Source organism: Magnetospirillum sp. SS-4 (genome assembly GCF_902729425.1).
In the GTDB taxonomy this organism is placed as follows: Bacteria; Pseudomonadota; Alphaproteobacteria; order Rhodospirillales; family Magnetospirillaceae; genus Phaeospirillum.
Map to the genome: position 1 here is coordinate 127,318 of NZ_CACVCH010000081.1, position 17,259 is coordinate 144,576.

Genomic DNA, 17,259 nt, shown 5'->3' on the forward strand with positions numbered 1-17,259 from the left:
TTCCCATGACCAACGCCGCTCAACACTCGCTGTGGAAAACCCTGAAGTTGCGCCGCAAGTTCGCGGTGATCTCGGTCCTGGCCACCGCCATCCTTGCCGGCCTGATCGCCTTCAACGTCACGGTGTTGCGCAGCCAGTCGCAGTACTCGCTGATCACCGACATGGCGGGGCGTCAGCGCATGCTGTCGCAGAAATTCGCAAAGGAGATCCTGCTGGTCGGCGCCGGCGTGACGATGGATGCCCAATCGACCCTCAAGCTGTTGCGCGACAGTCTGGGGGCGCTGATGGATGGCGGCGAGATCATCGCCAATCTCGATACCGGCGCCAAGGTGACGCTGCCGCCGGCGCTCAGCGTCGAAATCCGCAACCGGCTGGCCGAGCAGGCCATCGCGTTGCGTCAGTACGAGGCTGCCGCCAACGCCTATCTGGGATTGCCGGCCAGCGATCCGCGGCGACCCGAAAAGCTGAAGGAACTGCTGACCACCCAGGTGCAGATGAATGATCTCGCCGATTCCGCCGTCAAGATGATGGGGCTGTACGCGGCGTCCAACATTTCCTCCATGATTCTGCTCCAGGTGGTGGTGGGGGTGCTGTTCGCCCTGATCGGCATGCTGATCAGCCGCGCCGTCGGGCATCAGATCGCCGAGCCGCTGGAGGCGTGCTCGGAAGCGGCCCGCCGGGTGGCCGGCGGCGATCTTCGCATCGAGCCGCTTCAGGTCAGCAGCTCGGACGAAATCGGCGTGCTTCAGGTCTCCTTCAACGAGATGCTGTCCAGCCAGCGTGACGTGGCGGTCCAGACCCGCACGGTGTGCGACGCCCTGACGGCGGCCTCGGCGGCGATCTTGTCGTCGGCCCAGGAACAGGCGGCCGGCACCAAGCAGCAGGCGGCGGCGGTGCAGGAGATCACCACCACGGTGGAGGAGATCAGCCTGTCGGGCAAGCAGGTGGCCGAACGGTCGCGTCAGGTCGCCGGCACCGCCGAGGCGGTGGCGACCTCGGGCAACGCCGGGCTTCAGGCGGTGCGCGACGCCTCGGTGGGGATGGAGGCCATCCGCGAGCAGACCGAGACGGTGGCCGAGAACATCATCACCTTGTCCGAGCGCACCCAGGCGGTCGGCGAGATCATCGCCACCGTCAACGAGATCGCCGAACAGTCCAACCTGGTGGCGCTGAACGCCGCCATCGAGGCCGCCGACGCCCGCGAGCAGGGGCGCCGGTTCTCGGTGGTGGCCAACGAGATCAAGAACCTCGCCGATCAGGCTAAGGAGGCCACGTCGCAGGTGCGCGGCATCCTGGAACAGACCCAGAAGGGCATCAACACCTCGGTGATGCTGACCGAGGAGGCGTTGAAGCGGGTCGAGACCGGCCGCGAGCGCACCACGGTGTCCGAACACGTCATCCGCCAGATGTCCGACAACATCCAGGAAAGCGTGCATGCGTTCCAGCAGATCGTCGGCGCCACCAACCAGCAGCAGATCGGCCTGGAACAGGTCACCCAGGCCTTGCATGAAATCCGCCAGGCGAGCCAGCAGACCGCCATCACCACCGCCCAGCTTGAGCGGGCTTCCCTCGACCTCAATCAACTGGGCCAGAAGCTGGCCTCGACCCTGGAGAGATTCCGGCTGTGAAAGGCATCCGCGAAAGGCTTCTCGAAGCCTTTCAGATCGAATACCGCGAACATCTGGAGACGATCCGCGCCCTGCTGGATGACCTCAGCCGGCGCACGGACGGCAGCGGAATCGCCCAGCTGGACGAGACCTTTCGCCGCGCCCATTCCCTGAAGGGCGCCGCCCGCGCCGTCGACCTGCCGCCGGTCGAGCAGATCGCCCATCGGCTGGAGACCCTGTTCGCCCGCATCCGTGGCGGCGACATCAGGCTTGATGGGGCCATGGCGGCGATGATCGGCCGGGTGCTGGATTCCATCGAGGATTGGGTGGCGGCCAACAGCGCCGATTCCCCGCTGCCCGACACCGCCGCCATCATGGCCGAATTGGAGAACGTGCTGGAGGGCGGCGCCGCCTCGGCCACGGCGCCGTGCTCTCCGTCCCCGCCGCCGCCGTGTTCCCCGGCTCCGTCGCCGCCGCCTTTGCCTGCACCCGCCCCCCTGCCGCCGGAGGAGGACACCTCTTCTCCGGCTCCCCAGGACGAGCCGGAGCGGCCGCTTCCGGCCCGGGCGGAGGAGACCGTCCGGGTGCGGGCGCTGCATCTCGACCGGCTGTTGCGTTCCAGCAACGAACTGGTCACCGAGACCATGATCCAGCGGGGACTGACCCGTCAGCTGGTGGGCATCGACCGCTCGCTGTCCGAATTCGACAAGCAGTGGCGCCGGGTCCGCAAGGTGGCTTCCGCCACCATTCGCGAGACCGCCGACCACGAACGCGCCGGCCTGATCGACCGTCAGTTCGAGGCGCTGGAACAATCGTTGCGGACCCTGACCCGCGAGGCCCGCGACGGCCGCCGGTTGCAGCAGCGGACCGGCTGGGCGCTGCGCCAGCTGGGCGAGGAATTGCAGCAGGAAGTCCGTCAGGTCCGCATGGTGCCGGCCGAAAGCATCTTCGGCGGCTTTCGCAAGATGGTGCGCGACCTCGCCCGCGACGCCGGCAAGAAGGTGGAGGTTCAGGTCGCCGGTCTCGACGTCGAGGCCGACCGCATGGTGCTCCAGGGACTGAAGGACCCGGTCATGCACCTGCTGCGCAACGCCCTGTCCCATGGGGTCGAGCCGCCTGCGGAACGGGTCGCGTCGGGCAAGCCCTCCCACGCCACCGTCTTCCTGCGCTTCGACGTTTCCGACGGCCGGCTGGTGGTGCTGGTGGAAGACGACGGGCGCGGCGTCGATTACGACGCCATCCGCCGCAAGGCGGTGGAGCGCGGCGCCCTGACCGAGGCCGAGGCGGCCGGGCTGGAACGCGACGCCCTGCTCGATCTCATCTTCGATCCCGGCTTCTCGACCGCCCGCGTGGTCGACGACCTGGCCGGGCGCGGCATGGGGTTGTCGGTGGTGCGGGAAGCCGCCGCCATGATGAACGGCACCGTCGAGGTGCGGCGGCGCGAGCCGACGGGCACCTGCTTCCGCCTGTCGGTGCCGCTATCGGTGTCGACCCAGCGGCTATTCCTGGTGGAATGCCAGGGGCACGTCTACGCCCTGCCCACCGAAGGGCTGGACCGGCTGTACCGGGTCAAGGCCGACGACGTCTGCATGGTGGAAGGGCGCTCGGTGGTCTATCTCGGCGGCCAGCAATTGCCGCTGCTGTCCCTGGCCCATCTGCTGGCGCTTGGCGAAAGCGCCGTCAAGGTTACCCGCAACGTGGTGCCGCTGGTGGTGCTGAAGAACGGCGACCGCCGGGTGGCGGTGGCGGTGGACAGCTTCCTGTCCATCCGGGAGGGGATGGTCAAGGATATCGGCGTGCCGGGATCGCGGGGGACCATGGTGGCCGGCGGCATGTTGATGGAGGACGGCGGCATCGCCCTGGTCCTCAATCCGTTCGAGATCGTCGAGACCTTCAGGAAGTCGGGCAGCATCCGGGTGCTGACCACCGTGGAAAAGCCGGCCGAACGCCGGGTGCCGGTGATCCTGGTGGTCGACGATTCGCTGACCACCCGGACGCTGGAAAAAAGTATCCTGGAGGCGCACGGCTATCAGGTCCGCCTCGCCTTCGACGGCCTGGAGGCCCTGGGCCGGTTGCGGGCCGAGCATATCGACCTTGTCATCTCCGACATCCAGATGCCCCGTCTCGACGGCTTCGGCCTGTTGCAGGCGATCCGCGCCGATCAGGCGCTGAAATCAATCCCCCTGATCCTGGTCAGTTCGCTGGAAGCGCGCGAGGATCGCGAGCGGGGGCTGTCGCTGGGGGCCGACGCCTATGTGGTCAAGCGGAAATTCGACCAGAAGGAACTTCTGGAAACCATAGGACAGTTTCTATGAGGAAAAAGATCCGTGTCCTGATCGTCGAGGATTCCCTGGTGGTGCGGGAACTCCTCAAGCATATCATCGGCGGCGATTCCCGCTTCGAGGTGGTGGCGGCGGTGGAAAGCGCCGAGCAATGCCTGCAATTGCTTGAGACCGAGGCCCCCGACGTCATCTCGCTGGATATCCGCCTGCCGGGCATGAACGGCCTGGACGCCACCCTTCAGATCATGTCGCGGCGGCCGACCCCGATCGTGGTGGTGGCGGCCCAGGTCGACGACGACGAACTGAACATCGCCATGAACGCCCTTCGGGCCGGGGCGCTGTCGGTGGTGGAAAAGCCGGTGGGCGTCACCCATGTGGAATTCGAGTCGCTGGCGGCCAAGCTCTGTACCCAACTGGCGATCATGAGCCAGGTCCGGGTGGTGCGCCAGGGCGGCAATCGCGGCCTGACCTTCGGATCTTCCCCGCTGCCGGTGCCGCGGCCCGAGGCGCGGCCGGGCAGCTACGACATGCTGGGCATCGCCGCCTCCACCGGCGGGCCGCAGGCGTTGGTCCAGTTGCTCAGCGGGTTGGGCGAGGGATTTCCGCTGCCGATCCTGCTGGTGCAGCACATCACCTCCAGTTTCCTGGAAGGCTTCGTCACCTGGCTGAGCGGCGCCACCCCGTTCAAGGTCGGCATCGCCACCGAGGACGAGACCCCACAGCCGGGCCGGGTCTACGTGGCCCCGGTCGAACGCCATCTGGCCCTGATCCACCACCGTCTGTCCATCCTGGATACGCCGGCGGTGTGCAATCAGAAGCCGTCGGGGACGGTGCTGTTCAACTCCATGGCCCGCGAACTGGGCCGGAAGGCCATCGGCGTGGTCCTGACCGGCATGGGGTCGGACGGTTCCGACGGATTGCTGGACATGCACAAGGCCGGCGCCTACACCATCGCCGAGGACGCCAGCACCTGCGTTGTGTTCGGGATGCCGGCGGCGGCGGCCAAGCTGGGAGCCGCCCGCGAGATGCTGCCGCTTCCCGCCATCGCGCCCCGGCTGCGCGACCTCGCCGGCCGGGGAGGAGGGGGGTGACCGGCGACCGGCTGATCCTGATCGTCGAGGACTCGGCAACCCAGGCCATCCGGCTGCAATTCGCCCTGGAGCAGGAGGGCTTTCGCACCGTCGTCGCCGGCTCGGGCGAGGCGGCGCTGGAAGAGATCAACCGGCAACTGCCCTGCCTGATCATCGTCGATTACCACCTGCCCGGCATCCAGGGCGACGAGCTGTGCCGCCAGATACACATGGACGTCACCACGCGGGGCATTCCGCTGCTGATGCTGACGTCGGACGACACCTCGGCCGCCCAGTTGCACGGCCTGGAAAGCGGTGCCGACGATTTCGTCGCCAAGTCGGAAGATTCCGACATCCTGCTGCTTCGGGTCCACAACCTGCTGCGCAAGTCGCGGCGCGACACCGCCAACGTGGAGGTGGCCCGCTCGCTGTTTCGCCGCGCCCGCGTCCTGGTGATCGACGACAGTCCGACCTATCGCGAGAGCCTGGTCCAGGAACTGAGCGACGAGGGCTGCGACGTCACCCAGGTCACCAACGGCGCCGACGGGCTGGCGGCCCTGGCCGGAGATGATTTCGACTGCGTCATGGTCGATATGGTGATGCCGGACATGGACGGCATCGCCGTCTGTCAGGCGCTGAACGCCCGGCGCACGGAGGAGGACGTGCCGCTGGTCGTCCTGATGTTGTCGGCCTACGAGACCAAGGAGAACGTCGCCCGCGCCCTGGAAGCCGGCGCCGACGACTTCGTCGGCAAGTCGGCGGAGATGAGCGTGCTGCGTGCCCGCCTACGCGCGCTGCTGCGCCGCAAGTTCCTGCTGGAGCAGAACCGGCGGATCATGGATGAGATCCGCATGCGCGAGATGGAGACGCTGCGCGCGAAGGCGGAAAAGGAAGCGGCCGAGGCGCGGGCCGCCCTGGTCGAGGGGCTGGCGCGGGCCAATCTCGACCTGGAGGCGGCCAACACCCGGCTGCGCGAGACCCAGGTTCACCTGATCCAGTCGGAAAAGATGGCGTCGCTGGGCCAACTGGTCGCCGGCATCGCCCACGAGATCAACAATCCCCTGTCCTTCGCCCTGTCTAACGTCTTTTCGGTCGAGGGCTGGCTGAACGCCATCCTCAACGAGGCCGGCGCGGCCCTGTCCGCGGAGCAGGTCGCCAACCTGGAAAAGGCGCGCAAGCGGGTCAGCGACACCGGCGACGGGCTGGAACGGGTGCGGGAACTGGTGGTGAAGCTGCGCACCTTCTCGCGTCTGGACGAGGGCGAGTTCAAGGTCATCGACGTCCGCGACGCCATGGAATCGGTGCTGCTGTTCCTGCGTCACAAGATGTCCGGCCGCATCGAGGTGATTCGCGATTACCGGAACGGCGACAACATGCTGGGCTGCTTCGCCGGGCAGCTCAATCAGGTGCTGATGAACGTGGTCGCCAACGCGGTCGACGCCATCGACGGCGAGGGCGTCATCACCGTCCGCACCGAGACGCAGGACGGGATGTTCAAGATCGTGGTCGCCGATACCGGCGGCGGCATCGCCTCCGAGCATCTGGAACGGATTTTCGATCCCTTTTTCACCACCAAGCCGGTGGGGCAGGGAACAGGGCTTGGTCTGGCCATCTCATACGGTATCATCAGCAGCCACCAGGGGCGGATCGAGGTGTCGAGCACCTTGGGGAAGGGAACCGAGGTGCGGATTCTCATTCCGCTGGACCTCAAGGAAAGGATCGAACCATGACCCAGGGGGGAGGGCGCTTCGTGACTCCCGCCAAGGAACGCTTCGGCGTGCTGGTGGTCGACGACGAACCACAGATTCTGACCGCCATCACCGATCTGCTGGAGGAGGAGTTCGAGGTTCACACCGCCTGCGATGGTCTTGCCGCCCTAGATATCCTGGCGGTTCGGACGGTCTGCGTCATCTTGTCGGATCAGCGCATGCCGGGCATGACCGGTGCCGAATTCCTGGGCCGCGCCCGTTCGATCTCGGATGCGACGCGGGTGCTGGTGACCGGCTATTCCGATCTGGACGCGCTGGTCAGCGCCGTGAATCTGGGGCAGATACACGCCTATCTGTCAAAGCCGTGGAACCCCCTGGAACTGAAGGTCGTGGTCAGGACCGCCGCCGACCGCTGGCGCCTGAACCGGGCGCTGGATCACGAGCGCAACCTGCTGCGCGCCCTGATGGACAATGTTCCGGACGCCATCTTCTTCAAGGACCGCGACCTGGCCTTCACCCGGCTGAACCGGCCACAGGCCGTGATTCTCGGTGGCGGCGATCCCGTCGACCTGCTGGGCATGCGGCTGTCGGACATCGTCTCCGTCGACCAGGCCGGTCCGGTGGAGGCGCTGGAGCAGGCTATCATCGACAAGGGGGCCGTGGTCGACGACGTGATCGAGGGCTTCATCCAGGCCGACGGCTCGCAAGGATGGGTTTCCACCACCAAGGCCCCCATCCGCATGGGGGGCGAGGTCATCGGCCTGGTGGGCATCGCCCGCGACGTCACCCGGCGCAAGGAGGCCGAGGCCTACCTGCAAAACGCCCATGACGAGCTGCAACGCGCGGTGACGGAACGCACCCGGTCGCTACGGCTGGAAGTCGAGCATCGCGCCAGGGCCGAACGGGAAGCCCAGGCGGCGCGCGAGGTGGCCGAGGCCGCCAACCGGGCCAAGACCATCTTTCTCGCCAATATGAGCCATGAACTGCGTACGCCGTTGAACGCCATCCTCGGATTTTCCGAACTGGCGGGGCGGGTGATGACCGAGGCCGATGCCGAACGTTACGGCGGCTTTCTCGACAATATCTCCGAATCGGCCGAGCACCTGCTCAAGGTGATCAGCGACATCCTCGACGTGTCGCGGGTGGAAATCGGCAAGGTCTCGCTGCGGGAAAGCGCGGTGGATGTGGGAGAGGTGGTGGAATCGGTCTGCCGGCTGGTCGGCCACGCCATCATGGCCAAGCGACAGTCCCTGGTCCGTCCGGAACCGTTGCCGCTGCCCCGGCTATGGGCAGACGAGCGGCTGCTGAAGCAGATTCTGCTAAACCTGGTGTCCAACGCCGCCAAGTTCACTCCCGAGGGAGGGACGGTCCGGGTCGTCACCGGGCTGCGGGACGGTGCCTTGTTCATCCGGGTCGAGGATGATGGAATCGGCATCGCCGAGGCCGATATCCCGATGGTGCTGCAACCCTTCGGCCAAGCGGAAAGCGCCATCAGCCCCAAGCAGGAGGGAGCCGGACTGGGGCTGCCCCTGGCCAAGGGCTTCGTCGAACTGCACGGCGGCACCCTCGCCATCGACAGCGTGGTCGGCAAGGGGACGCGGATGGTGGTGACGTTTCCCGTCACCCGGACCATGCCGTCCTGACGGAAGCGGCGCCCTATCGATCATGAAAACGCACCAAGGGCGGCGCGAGGATCGCGCCGCCCTTGGATAATTCAGCCGACCCCTGGACTTAGGCGGCGACCTGCTTGCTGGCGATGGCGCGCTGAATGCTCTTCTTCAGGCGGCGAGCCTCGGCCGACAGCTTGGAATCGGCGGTCGACAGCAGGAAGGAGTCGATGCCGCCGTTATGGTCGATGGTCTTGAGACCATTCACCGAAATCCGCAGACGCACGGCGTGCCCCAGGGCGTCGGACAGCAGCGACGTATCCTGCAAATTGGGCAGAAAGCGGCGACGGCTCTTGTTGTTCGCGTGGCTGACGTTGTTTCCGGTCAGAACGCCTTTGCCGGTGATGGCGCAGCGACGTGCCATATCTCAAATCCTCGCTTTGAATCGTTCACCGGTCCATCGACGGCCACGGGGCCGGAGCGGTTCCGGAAGAAGCCGAGTTTTTAAGGGGCCGGAGGCCGTCCGTCAAGCGGGAATCATCACCCGAACAGCTTGTCGATGGCGTCCTGGCCCAGCATGCGGTCCACGTCGGCCTGGGTGACGCCCTGGCCGGGCAGCTGCGGGCCGTTCAGCAGGGACTTGTCGGCGTCCTTTTCCTTGATCTCCACCACCACCTGGGTCAATTCGTCCTTGCCCCAGGTCAGGATGATGGTGTTGACCCGCTCCTCGACGAATTTGAGGGAGTTGACCACCTTCGAGATGCGCTGGCCGGTGATGTCCTGGAACGAACAGGCCTCGAACACCATGTTGACCTTGTCGGTGACCTTGTCGAACACCTCGGCCAGGGCGGGGTTGTCGCCGGCGGCGGCGCGGGCCTCGCCCATCAGGCCATCGATGGATTCCATGCTTTCCATGATGGTGTTGGTGGCGGTCTCGGTGGCGTTGACGATCTCATCCAGCTGTTCGGACATGCCGCCGAAATGATCGGTCGAGCCCGGCGGATTGAGGGCCGCCAGTTCCTTTCTGATTTTCTGGAGGTGACCGAACAGGCCGACAAGTTCGCGTTTCAGGATCAGGCTATCGTTCGGCATCTTCGGCATTTTGTTTTTATCCACACAGGTCCGGGCAGAAGATAGCCTGATTGTCAGGCGTGCGCCAAGGGGAGACGAAAGGTTCCGACAAGTTGCCGGGCGGCGGCCCCCGGCGCCATCCGGCCGGCGGCGACGGCCCGTTCCATCTCGGGCAGCAGGCGATCGACCCTGGGATCGTCGCGCAGCGCTTGCAGCAGGGTTTCGGAAACCTCGCTCCACATCCAGGCGTGGGCCTGTTCGGCGCGGCGTTCCGCTAGGGCGCCGGCCTTGTCCATGGTGTCGCGGTAGCGTTCGACCATGGCCCAGACCTCGTCGATGCCCGACCGGGCCAGGGCCGAGCAGGTCTGCACCGGAACCCGCCAATGGGCCGACGCCGGCGCCAGCAGGTGCAGGGCGTTCTTGTAATCCCGGGCCGCCCGGGCCGCCGCCGCCGCCAGGTCGCCATCGGCCTTGTTGACGACGATGGCGTCGGCCAGCTCGACGATGCCCTTCTTGATTCCCTGCAATTCGTCGCCACCGCCCGGCACCAGCACCAGCAGGAACATGTCGACCATGTCGGCCACGGCGGTCTCGCTCTGGCCGACGCCGACGGTCTCCACCACGATCACGTCGAAGCCGGCGGCCTCGCAGACCAGCATGGCTTCGCGGGTGCGTCGCGCCACTCCGCCCAGGGTGCAACCCGACGGGCTGGGGCGGATGAAGGCCCTGGCGTCGCGGGACAATTCCTCCATGCGGGTCTTGTCGCCCAGGATGGAGCCGCCGGTGCGGGGCGAGGACGGGTCGACCGCCAGTACCGCCGGGCGCTTGCCCTGTTCCAGCACATGCAGCCCGAAGCTTTCGATGAAGGTGCTCTTGCCGGCGCCGGGCACGCCGGTAATGCCGATGCGCACCGATTGCCCGGTATGGGGCAACAGGCGGTGCATCAGGGCTTCCGCCGCCTCGCGATGGTCGGGACGCGACGATTCGATCAAGGTGATGGCGCGGGCCAGGGCGCGGCGCTCGCCGGCCAGGACGCCCTCGGCCAGGGCGACGGGATCGGGAGAAAGGAGGGTCACTGCGGGTCTATCTCTTCTTGTCGGGGCTCTTGACTTCGGGCTCGCGGCCTTCGTTCAGAAAGGTGAGGATGGCCATGGACACCAGCTTGGCGCGGTCCTCGTCGGACAGGTGGTCGAGAATCTTGCGCTTGGCGCGATGGACGTCCTGGGCCCGCTTCAGCAGGGCGGCGCGATCCTCGGTCATGGGCGGTTTCGCCTGGGGCTTTGGCGGTGGCCTGGCCGGCTTCGACCGGGGCGTGGTTCCGCCGAACATGGCCTTGAGAAAGCCGAACATCAGCCCCCTCCCCCCAGCAGCGCCTTTTGCGCCACCTGCCGCAACCTGGCGCGCTCGTCGTCGCTAAGCTCGCCCAGCGCCGATTGCCGCGCCCGGTGGACCAGCAGGGCGCTGCGGATCAGCTGCGCCTTTTCCGGCGGCAGACGGCGCATGCGCGCCTCGGCCTCGGCCAGGGCGGTGGCGGCGTCGCGCTCGGGCGGCGGCGGCGGCGTTCCCGTCGCCGCCGGATTCCGGCGGTGGCGCGCCGCCAGGGGCGCCGCCGTCCGCCGGGTCAGGGCGTCGCGGGCCCGCTTGTCCAGGAACAGACGTTGCAGCCAGCCGATCATGCGACGATGGTAGCGCAAATGGCGGCGGCGGGGCGTGTCGATTCTGACCGGCCCATCATTTTTCAACATGTCGCCATGATATCACGGTCAGCAGTAATGTTGCGCCGCAACCGGCGGTCCGATGATCAATTCCCGTCCGTCGCAGTGGGGTTTTTCCAGGATGAGCGGGGCATCATAAAGCAGAATAGCCGCCGAGGCCTTCTTGTATTGGGGGTGATGGGCAATCGATTCTTTTGGAGATCCTTGTCCTGGATATGCGTAGTTTCTACGTATCTTCAGGAGGCGGGCGCGGTGCTAGCATTCGTCAGCTTGTGGGTCCTGGAGGATGACGATGACGCCGGAACAGACGATCAACGTGGAATGCGCCAAGCCTCGCGTCATGTGGGCCGCGCCCAGCCCCACCGACCAGTATGTGGGCGACCGGCTGCGTCATCGTCGCCAGCAGCTGGGCATGACCCAGACCGAATTGGGTCGCGCCATCGGCCTTACCCTTCAGCAGGTCCAGAAATATGAACGCGGCGTCAACCGCGTCAGCTGCTCGCGGCTTTTCGACCTGTCGAAGGCGCTGCATGTGTCCGTCAGCTATTTCTTCGACGGGCTGCCCGATGCCGTGGTCGACGACGGCGCCGCCGCCGAATCCGCCAACAGCCGGGAAGCCAGGGAGTTCATCCAGGCCTATTACGGCATCAGCGACCCCAATCTGCGCTCCCAGGTCTGGGAACTGGCCAAGGCCCTGGCTCCGTCGGTCTGATGCCGTTCGTTCGCGGGCCGATGCCCCCTTCCGGAAGCGGGAGGGGGCATTTTGTCGTGGGGATGGCCGGGGGTCAGACGGCCGCTTCTTCCAGGGCGCGGCAGATCAGGATGGCGAAGGCCTCGGAATAGGTTTCCAGCACGCCCTGGACCGTGGGGCCAAAGAAATTCGGAACCGTGGCGCCAAAGATGACGAAGCCGAGAAAGGCCCCGTCGTAATGCAGCGGCACCGTCATGCAGGACCGGTTTCCGGATTTGCGGGCGCCCGGGGTGTGGAAGCGGCTTTCCTCGCCGAACTCGGTCAGGTCCGAAATGACGCGGGGTTCGTGGCTGCCCGCCAGCAGGACCAGCGACGGCGCGTTGTTCATGTCGATTTCCTGGACCTCGGGCGGGTGTCCATCGTCGGTCGAGCAACTGAAGGCCCACAGCATGTCGGTGACGGGATCGTGCACCGACAGCGACACATGGCGAAGCGCCGACAATCCCTGCATGGAACAGAGCATCCGGTGGAGCCGCCGCGCCGGATCGCTCAGCCACGCCACCGCCCGGTCCATGCGCGATGGCGCCGGACGGCTGGAAGAGGCCGATATCAAGGCGAGAGCTGAACGGCCCATGACGTATCCGCGTTTCTAAACATGTGCGTAGAAACCACGATATGCGGTTTGATCGCGCGGCGCCAGATACGGACGGTGTTTCTGTGTGACGAATTGCGAGAGGGCGGCTATGCCCTGGCCTGATAATACAGGTTCTGCACATGGTTGCCGGCGGCGAAGAACACCCAGCGCTCGGCCAGCAGGCCGGCATACTGGCAAAGCGCCGCCGCCACCATCAGCAGGCCGTAATCGCCGCCCAGGCTGGCCGCCAGCAGGATGGCCGGGACGACAAAGCCGGCCAGGGTGAAGAACAGGGTCAGCCCCCTGATCGTCTCGGCGGCGCCTGGGGTGAAGAATTCGGTGGTGTTGAACGACTGGCCCATGAAGCCCTGGCTGATCTGGCGAATCTGGGGATGGTGCGAGCCGATGGCGGTCTTCAGGGTGGATTTCAGGCGGACCCGGCCATTGCGGCGCACCTGATACAGCCGTGTCGCCATGGCCAGCAGGGTCAGCGCCAGGGCGGCGACCGTCAGGAAATCGCGCAGCGCGCTGCCGCTCAGCGCCGCGTAGGCGGCGGCCAGGGTAAAGCCCGAGGCCAGCCCCATCATCAGGTAATTGACCACGGTCCAGGCGCTGGCCCATTGGCGGACGAAGCGGACGCAGGCGTAGATCATGCCGGTGCAGACGAACAGGGCCAGCGAGGCGCCGGCAGCGGCGAATCCCAACGCCATGGGCAGGTCCAGCGCCTTGCCGTTGTCGAACACCAGCAGCACCGGGCTCCAGCCCAGCCAGTGCACCAGGGCGTAGAGGAAGGCGAGGCCGCAGACCGCCGGAATCAGGATCACTTCCCGCGACAGCCACGAGGTGCGCCACTTGGCGGCAGAGCGCCATGCCCGCCCCGGATTGGCGAGATGGAAGAACGAGGCCAGCAGGCCGAGACCCAGAAGGATCAGCGCCAGGACGCTGCCCAGGGCGTAGAAGCCGCCGGTCTCGCCGGCGCCGTCCGCGCCGATCACCAGGAAGAACTGGGCGGTGACCAGGGCGACCAGCAATCCCTGGCCGACGCCGATCAGGGTGGTGAGGAACAGGACGGAAAAGGCGGGTCTCATGGGGCTTCTCCGTCTTACCAGCTCGACAGGTCGTCGATGGAGGGCGCGTTGAAGCTGGGCCGCGGCAGTTCGCCCTCGATCTTCAGCGGGTTGTCGACCCGGACCAGTTCATCGTGGTGCAAGGTCATGCTGGTCTTGCGGCGCGGCAGGTAATGGTTGGCCGGATTGGTGCCCCATTCCGGCATCAGCTGGAAACCGCCATTGTCGCGGATGGCCCGCGACGCCTCGGACGCCGGGTCGTTGACGTCGCCGAACAGGCGGGCGCCGGGCGGACAGGCCAGGACGCAGGCCGGCTTGCGCCGGTCCTCGGCCAGGGTCTTGTCGTAGATGCGGTCGACGCACAGCGTGCATTTCTTCATGACGCCCTGGACGGGATCGAACTCACGGGCGCCGTAGGGGCACGACCACGAACAGTACTTGCAGCCGATGCACTTGTCGTAATCCACCAGGACGATGCCGTCCTCCTCCCGCTTGTAGCTGGCGCCGGTGGGGCAGACCGGCACGCAGGGCGGTTCGACGCAATGCAGGCAGGACTTGGGGAAATGGATGGTCTCGGTTTCGGGATAGGTGCCGCACTCATAGGTCTGGACGCGGTTGAAGAACACGCCGGAGGGGTCGGCGCCATAGGGGTTCTCGTCGGTCATGGGGCCGGCCCAGCCCGAGCTGTTCCATTCCTTGCACGAGGTGACGCAGGCGTGGCAGCCGACGCAGACATTGAGGTCGATGACCAGGGCAAGCTGGACCTTGCTCATGCCTTCCTCCCGGCGAAGAAGGCGCGGACCTTGGACTTGAAGCCGATGGCCTGCCCCGGAACCGGGCCGATCGGCGGAAATTGCGGCCAGCTTTCCTCGGCCTCGCCCGGCTGGCAGGGCGTGACCCGGACCTTGAGGTCGTACCACGCCGCCTGGCCGGTGACCGGGTCGGAATTGGAGACCGGCCTGCCCGCCACCATGTCGGGCAGTTCCTCGGCGATCAGGTGGTTGAGCAGGAAGCCTTGCCTCGACTCGTTGGCGTCGGCGTCCAGCGCCCAGGCGCCCGACGCCTTGCCGATGGCGTTCCAGGTCCACACCGTGCCGGGCTCCAGCGCCTCGGTGAAGCGGGCCTGGCATTTGATCTTGCCCCACGGGCTTTCCACCCATACCCAGGCGCCGTCGTCGAAATTGGCGGTGGCGCCCACCTTGGGATGGACGAACAAGACGTTGCTGGTGTGAATCTGGCGCAGCCAGGCATTCTGGGAATCCCACGAATGATACATGGCCATGGGCCGCTGGGTCAGCGCCGTCAGCGGGAACGAGGTGCCGTCCGACTTGCCCCATTCCAGCGGCGAGTAATAGAAGGGCAGGGGGTCGAAGAAAGTCCGGACCCGTTCGCGCAGCCGCTCCGGCGGCTGCTTGCCGCGCCACTTGCCCTCGGCGGCGAGGCGGAATTTCTGCAACACCTCGGAATAGACGTGCGGGATGATCGGGTCGGTGTAGCGCACCAGGCGGTGGCGGTAGGCCCAGTCCAGATAGCCCTTGTTCCAGTTGCGCATGTACTGGTAGCTGCGCGGCATTTCGTGGTGATAGTGGTTGTTGTTGCGGGCGTACATGTCCCACTGGTTGGGATTGGGCTCGCCCACCAGGAACTTTTCGCCGGCCTTGCCGCGCCAGCCCGACAGGAAGCCGATGCCGGACCCCGGCTCGGTCTCGAAATTGACGATGAAGTCGGGATAGTCGCGGAACTTCCTCGATCCGTCCTTCCTGGTGAAGCCGGGCAGCTTGAGGCGGGTGCCCAGTTCGATGACCACGTCCTGGAACGGCTTGGACTCGCCCATGGGCGGCAGGATGGGAACGCGCACCGAATCCACCGGTCCGTCGAATTCCGAGATGGGACGGTCCAGGATGCTCATGACGTCGTGGCGTTCCAGATAGCTGGTATCGGGCAGCACCAGGTCGGCGAAGGCGACGGTTTCGGACTGGAAGGCGTCGCACACCACCAGGAACGGAATCTTGTATTCGCCGGATTCGTCCTTGTCGGTGAGCATCTTGCGCACCTCGGACGTGTTCATGGTCGAGTTCCAGGCCATGTTGGCCATGAACAGCATCATGGTGTCGATGGGATAGGGATCGCCGCGCCACGCATTGGTGATGGCGTTGTGCATCAGGCCGTGGACCGACAGCGGGAATTCCCAGGAAAAGCCCTTGTCCAGGCGGATGGCCTCGCCATTGGCGTCCACCGACAGGTCGTCGGGATCGGCCGGCCAGCCCAGCGGCGTTCCGGTCAGCGGCTCGCCGGCCTTGATGGCCTGCGGCCCCTTGGGCGGCTTGGGGCAGGGCGGAATCGGCCGGGGGAACGGCGCCTTGTGGCGGAATCCGCCCGGCCGGTCGATGGTGCCCAGCAGGGTCATCAGGATGGCCAGCGCCCGGATGGCGTGAAAGCCGTTGGAATGGGCGGCCAGCCCCCGCATGGCGTGGAACGCCACCGGATTGCCGGTGACCTTGTCGTGCTCGGTGCCCCAGCAATCGGTCCAGGCGATGGGCAACTCGATCTTCTGGTCGCGGGCGGTGACGCCCATCTCGTGGGCGAGGCGGCGGATGGTGGCGGCGGGAATGCCGGTGATGCCCTCGGCCCAATCGGGCGTGTAGTCCTTGACCCGTTCCTTCAGCAACTGGAACGACGGCTTCACCGGGGTGCCGTCGGGCAGGATGTAGCTGCCCATCAGGCGGCCGTCGGTGCCGGCCACGCGCGCGATGGTCGCCTTGTCTCCATGGCGGTCCCACCACAGCTTGTCGGGGGTCTCGAAGGTGTCGGGACGCACCGGCACGTCGGGGTCGCGGACGAACAGGCCGAATTCGTCGCTGGCCTCGTCCTGGTTCACCAGTTCGGCGGCGTTGGTGTAGCGGGTCAGGAAGTCGCGGTCGAACAGGCCCAGTTCGATGATCTCGTGAATCAGGGCCAGCAGCAGGGCGCCGTCGGTGCCGGGGCGGATCGGCACCCATTCGTCGGCGATGGCGGCATAGCCGGTCCGCACCGGATTGACGGCGATGAAGCGGCCGCCGCCGCGCTTGAAGCGGCCCAGGTCGCGCTTCATGGGGTTGGAGTGGTGGTCCTCGGCGGTGCCGATCATGACGAACAGCTTGGCCCGTTCCAGGTCGGGGCCGCCGAATTCCCAGAAACTGCCGCCGATGGTGTAGATCATGCCGGCGGCCATGTTGACCGAGCAGAAACCGCCATGGGCGGCGTAATTGGGGGTGCCGAACTGCTTGGCGAACATGCCGGTCAGCGCCTGCATCTGGTCGCGGCCGGTGAACAGGGCGAATTTCTTCGGATCGGTGGCGCGAATGCGGCCCAGCCGCTCGGCCAGGGTGGCGAAGGCCTCGTCCCAGGTGATGGCCTCGAACTGGTTGGCGCCGCGCTCGGCCCCGTCCTTGCGCTTCAGCGGCCTGGTCAGGCGGGCCGGCGAATACTGCTTCATGATGCCCGACGCGCCCTTGGCGCACAGCACGCCCCGGTTCAGCGGATGATCGGAATTACCCTCGATGTAGCGGACCTCGCCGTCGCGCAGATGAACCTTGATGCCGCAGCGGCAGGCGCACATGTAGCAGGTGGTGGTCTTGACCTCGGTCCGCCCAAGCTCGGAATCCGGTATGGACGCGGGATCCCTCATGCCAGCCATCTCCCCTGCCGCTTCATATTCCGTGGGCACTGTACTTTAGAGCGTTCTAATAAGGCAATGGGAAAGGGGGTGGCCGCCGCCCATCGCCTTTGGAATAAGCCGGCCGGCGTGATAAGACAAGCCGAGGATT

15 protein-coding genes are annotated in these 17,259 nt (G+C 66.3%); 6 read left to right on the forward strand and 9 right to left on the reverse strand.

The annotated features are described in order from the left end of the window. Positions 1-5 precede the first annotated feature (5 nt). Genes MTBSS4_RS14895 through MTBSS4_RS14915 form a run of 5 tightly spaced genes read left to right on the forward strand, consistent with a single transcriptional unit; the run spans position 6 to position 8,311 of the window. The gene (locus MTBSS4_RS14895; protein ID WP_254432573.1) at positions 6-1,628 is read left to right on the forward strand and encodes a methyl-accepting chemotaxis protein; all 1,623 of its coding nucleotides are present in this window, start codon (positions 6-8) and stop codon (positions 1,626-1,628) included. Beyond that, positions 1,625-3,922 carry a response regulator gene (locus MTBSS4_RS14900; RefSeq protein ID WP_173984193.1) on the forward strand — a complete coding sequence of 766 codons (2,298 nt, stop codon included), beginning with the start codon at positions 1,625-1,627 and terminating at the stop codon, positions 3,920-3,922. The genes MTBSS4_RS14895 and MTBSS4_RS14900 overlap by 4 nt, the downstream gene beginning before the upstream one ends. Further along, complete coding sequence (gene cheB, locus MTBSS4_RS14905) at positions 3,919-4,980, forward strand: chemotaxis-specific protein-glutamate methyltransferase CheB (RefSeq protein ID WP_173984194.1); 1,062 nt, start codon at positions 3,919-3,921, stop codon at positions 4,978-4,980. Before MTBSS4_RS14900 ends, cheB begins: the two co-directional genes overlap by 4 nt. Beyond that, a complete protein-coding gene (locus MTBSS4_RS14910; RefSeq protein ID WP_173984195.1) occupies positions 4,977-6,689 on the forward strand; it encodes a response regulator in 1,713 nt (570 codons plus the stop codon). The genes cheB and MTBSS4_RS14910 overlap by 4 nt, the downstream gene beginning before the upstream one ends. Next, the gene (locus MTBSS4_RS14915) at positions 6,686-8,311 is read left to right on the forward strand and encodes an ATP-binding protein (RefSeq protein ID WP_254432574.1); all 1,626 of its coding nucleotides are present in this window, start codon (positions 6,686-6,688) and stop codon (positions 8,309-8,311) included. The genes MTBSS4_RS14910 and MTBSS4_RS14915 overlap by 4 nt, the downstream gene beginning before the upstream one ends. Positions 8,312-8,399: 88 nt before the next feature. Here the strand turns inward: MTBSS4_RS14915 and rpmB are convergent, their stop codons facing one another. The 5 genes from rpmB to MTBSS4_RS14940 all read right to left on the reverse strand — a co-directional run bounded on the left by rpmB (position 8,400) and on the right by MTBSS4_RS14940 (position 11,091). Next, positions 8,400-8,699 carry a 50S ribosomal protein L28 gene (gene rpmB / locus MTBSS4_RS14920; RefSeq protein WP_173984196.1) on the reverse strand — a complete coding sequence of 100 codons (300 nt, stop codon included), beginning with the start codon at positions 8,697-8,699 and terminating at the stop codon, positions 8,400-8,402. A gap of 116 nt (positions 8,700-8,815) precedes the next feature. Then, a complete protein-coding gene (locus MTBSS4_RS14925) occupies positions 8,816-9,376 on the reverse strand; it encodes a protein phosphatase CheZ (RefSeq protein ID WP_173984197.1) in 561 nt (186 codons plus the stop codon). Between the two features lie 44 nt (positions 9,377-9,420). Continuing rightward, a complete protein-coding gene (gene meaB, locus MTBSS4_RS14930) occupies positions 9,421-10,422 on the reverse strand; it encodes a methylmalonyl Co-A mutase-associated GTPase MeaB (RefSeq protein WP_173984198.1) in 1,002 nt (333 codons plus the stop codon). A gap of 7 nt (positions 10,423-10,429) precedes the next feature. Then, entirely contained in the window at positions 10,430-10,696 is a 267-nt protein-coding gene (locus MTBSS4_RS14935) for a hypothetical protein (protein ID WP_173984199.1), read from the reverse strand. Then, positions 10,696-11,091 carry a hypothetical protein gene (locus tag MTBSS4_RS14940; protein WP_173984200.1) on the reverse strand — a complete coding sequence of 132 codons (396 nt, stop codon included), beginning with the start codon at positions 11,089-11,091 and terminating at the stop codon, positions 10,696-10,698. Before MTBSS4_RS14940 ends, MTBSS4_RS14935 begins: the two co-directional genes overlap by 1 nt. A 262-nt stretch (positions 11,092-11,353) precedes the next feature. Between MTBSS4_RS14940 and MTBSS4_RS14945 the strand changes: the two genes are divergently transcribed. After that, entirely contained in the window at positions 11,354-11,773 is a 420-nt protein-coding gene (locus MTBSS4_RS14945; RefSeq protein WP_254432575.1) for a helix-turn-helix domain-containing protein, read from the forward strand. A 73-nt stretch (positions 11,774-11,846) separates the two neighbouring features. On the opposite strand, the gene MTBSS4_RS14950 is transcribed toward MTBSS4_RS14945, so the two are convergent. The 4 genes from MTBSS4_RS14950 to MTBSS4_RS14965 form a co-directional block, all read right to left on the reverse strand. Next, on the reverse strand, positions 11,847-12,386 hold the full coding sequence (locus MTBSS4_RS14950) for a GAF domain-containing protein (protein WP_254432576.1): 540 nt from the start codon (positions 12,384-12,386) through the stop codon (positions 11,847-11,849). A 107-nt stretch (positions 12,387-12,493) separates the two neighbouring features. Further along, positions 12,494-13,474: a DmsC/YnfH family molybdoenzyme membrane anchor subunit gene (locus MTBSS4_RS14955; protein ID WP_173984201.1), complete on the reverse strand. Its 981-nt coding sequence runs from the start codon at positions 13,472-13,474 to the stop codon at positions 12,494-12,496. Between the two features lie 14 nt (positions 13,475-13,488). Next, positions 13,489-14,226: a 4Fe-4S dicluster domain-containing protein gene (locus tag MTBSS4_RS14960; RefSeq protein WP_173984202.1), complete on the reverse strand. Its 738-nt coding sequence runs from the start codon at positions 14,224-14,226 to the stop codon at positions 13,489-13,491. Then, positions 14,223-17,120: a molybdopterin oxidoreductase family protein gene (locus MTBSS4_RS14965; RefSeq protein WP_173984203.1), complete on the reverse strand. Its 2,898-nt coding sequence runs from the start codon at positions 17,118-17,120 to the stop codon at positions 14,223-14,225. The genes MTBSS4_RS14960 and MTBSS4_RS14965 overlap by 4 nt, the downstream gene beginning before the upstream one ends. Positions 17,121-17,259: the final 139 nt, after the last annotated feature.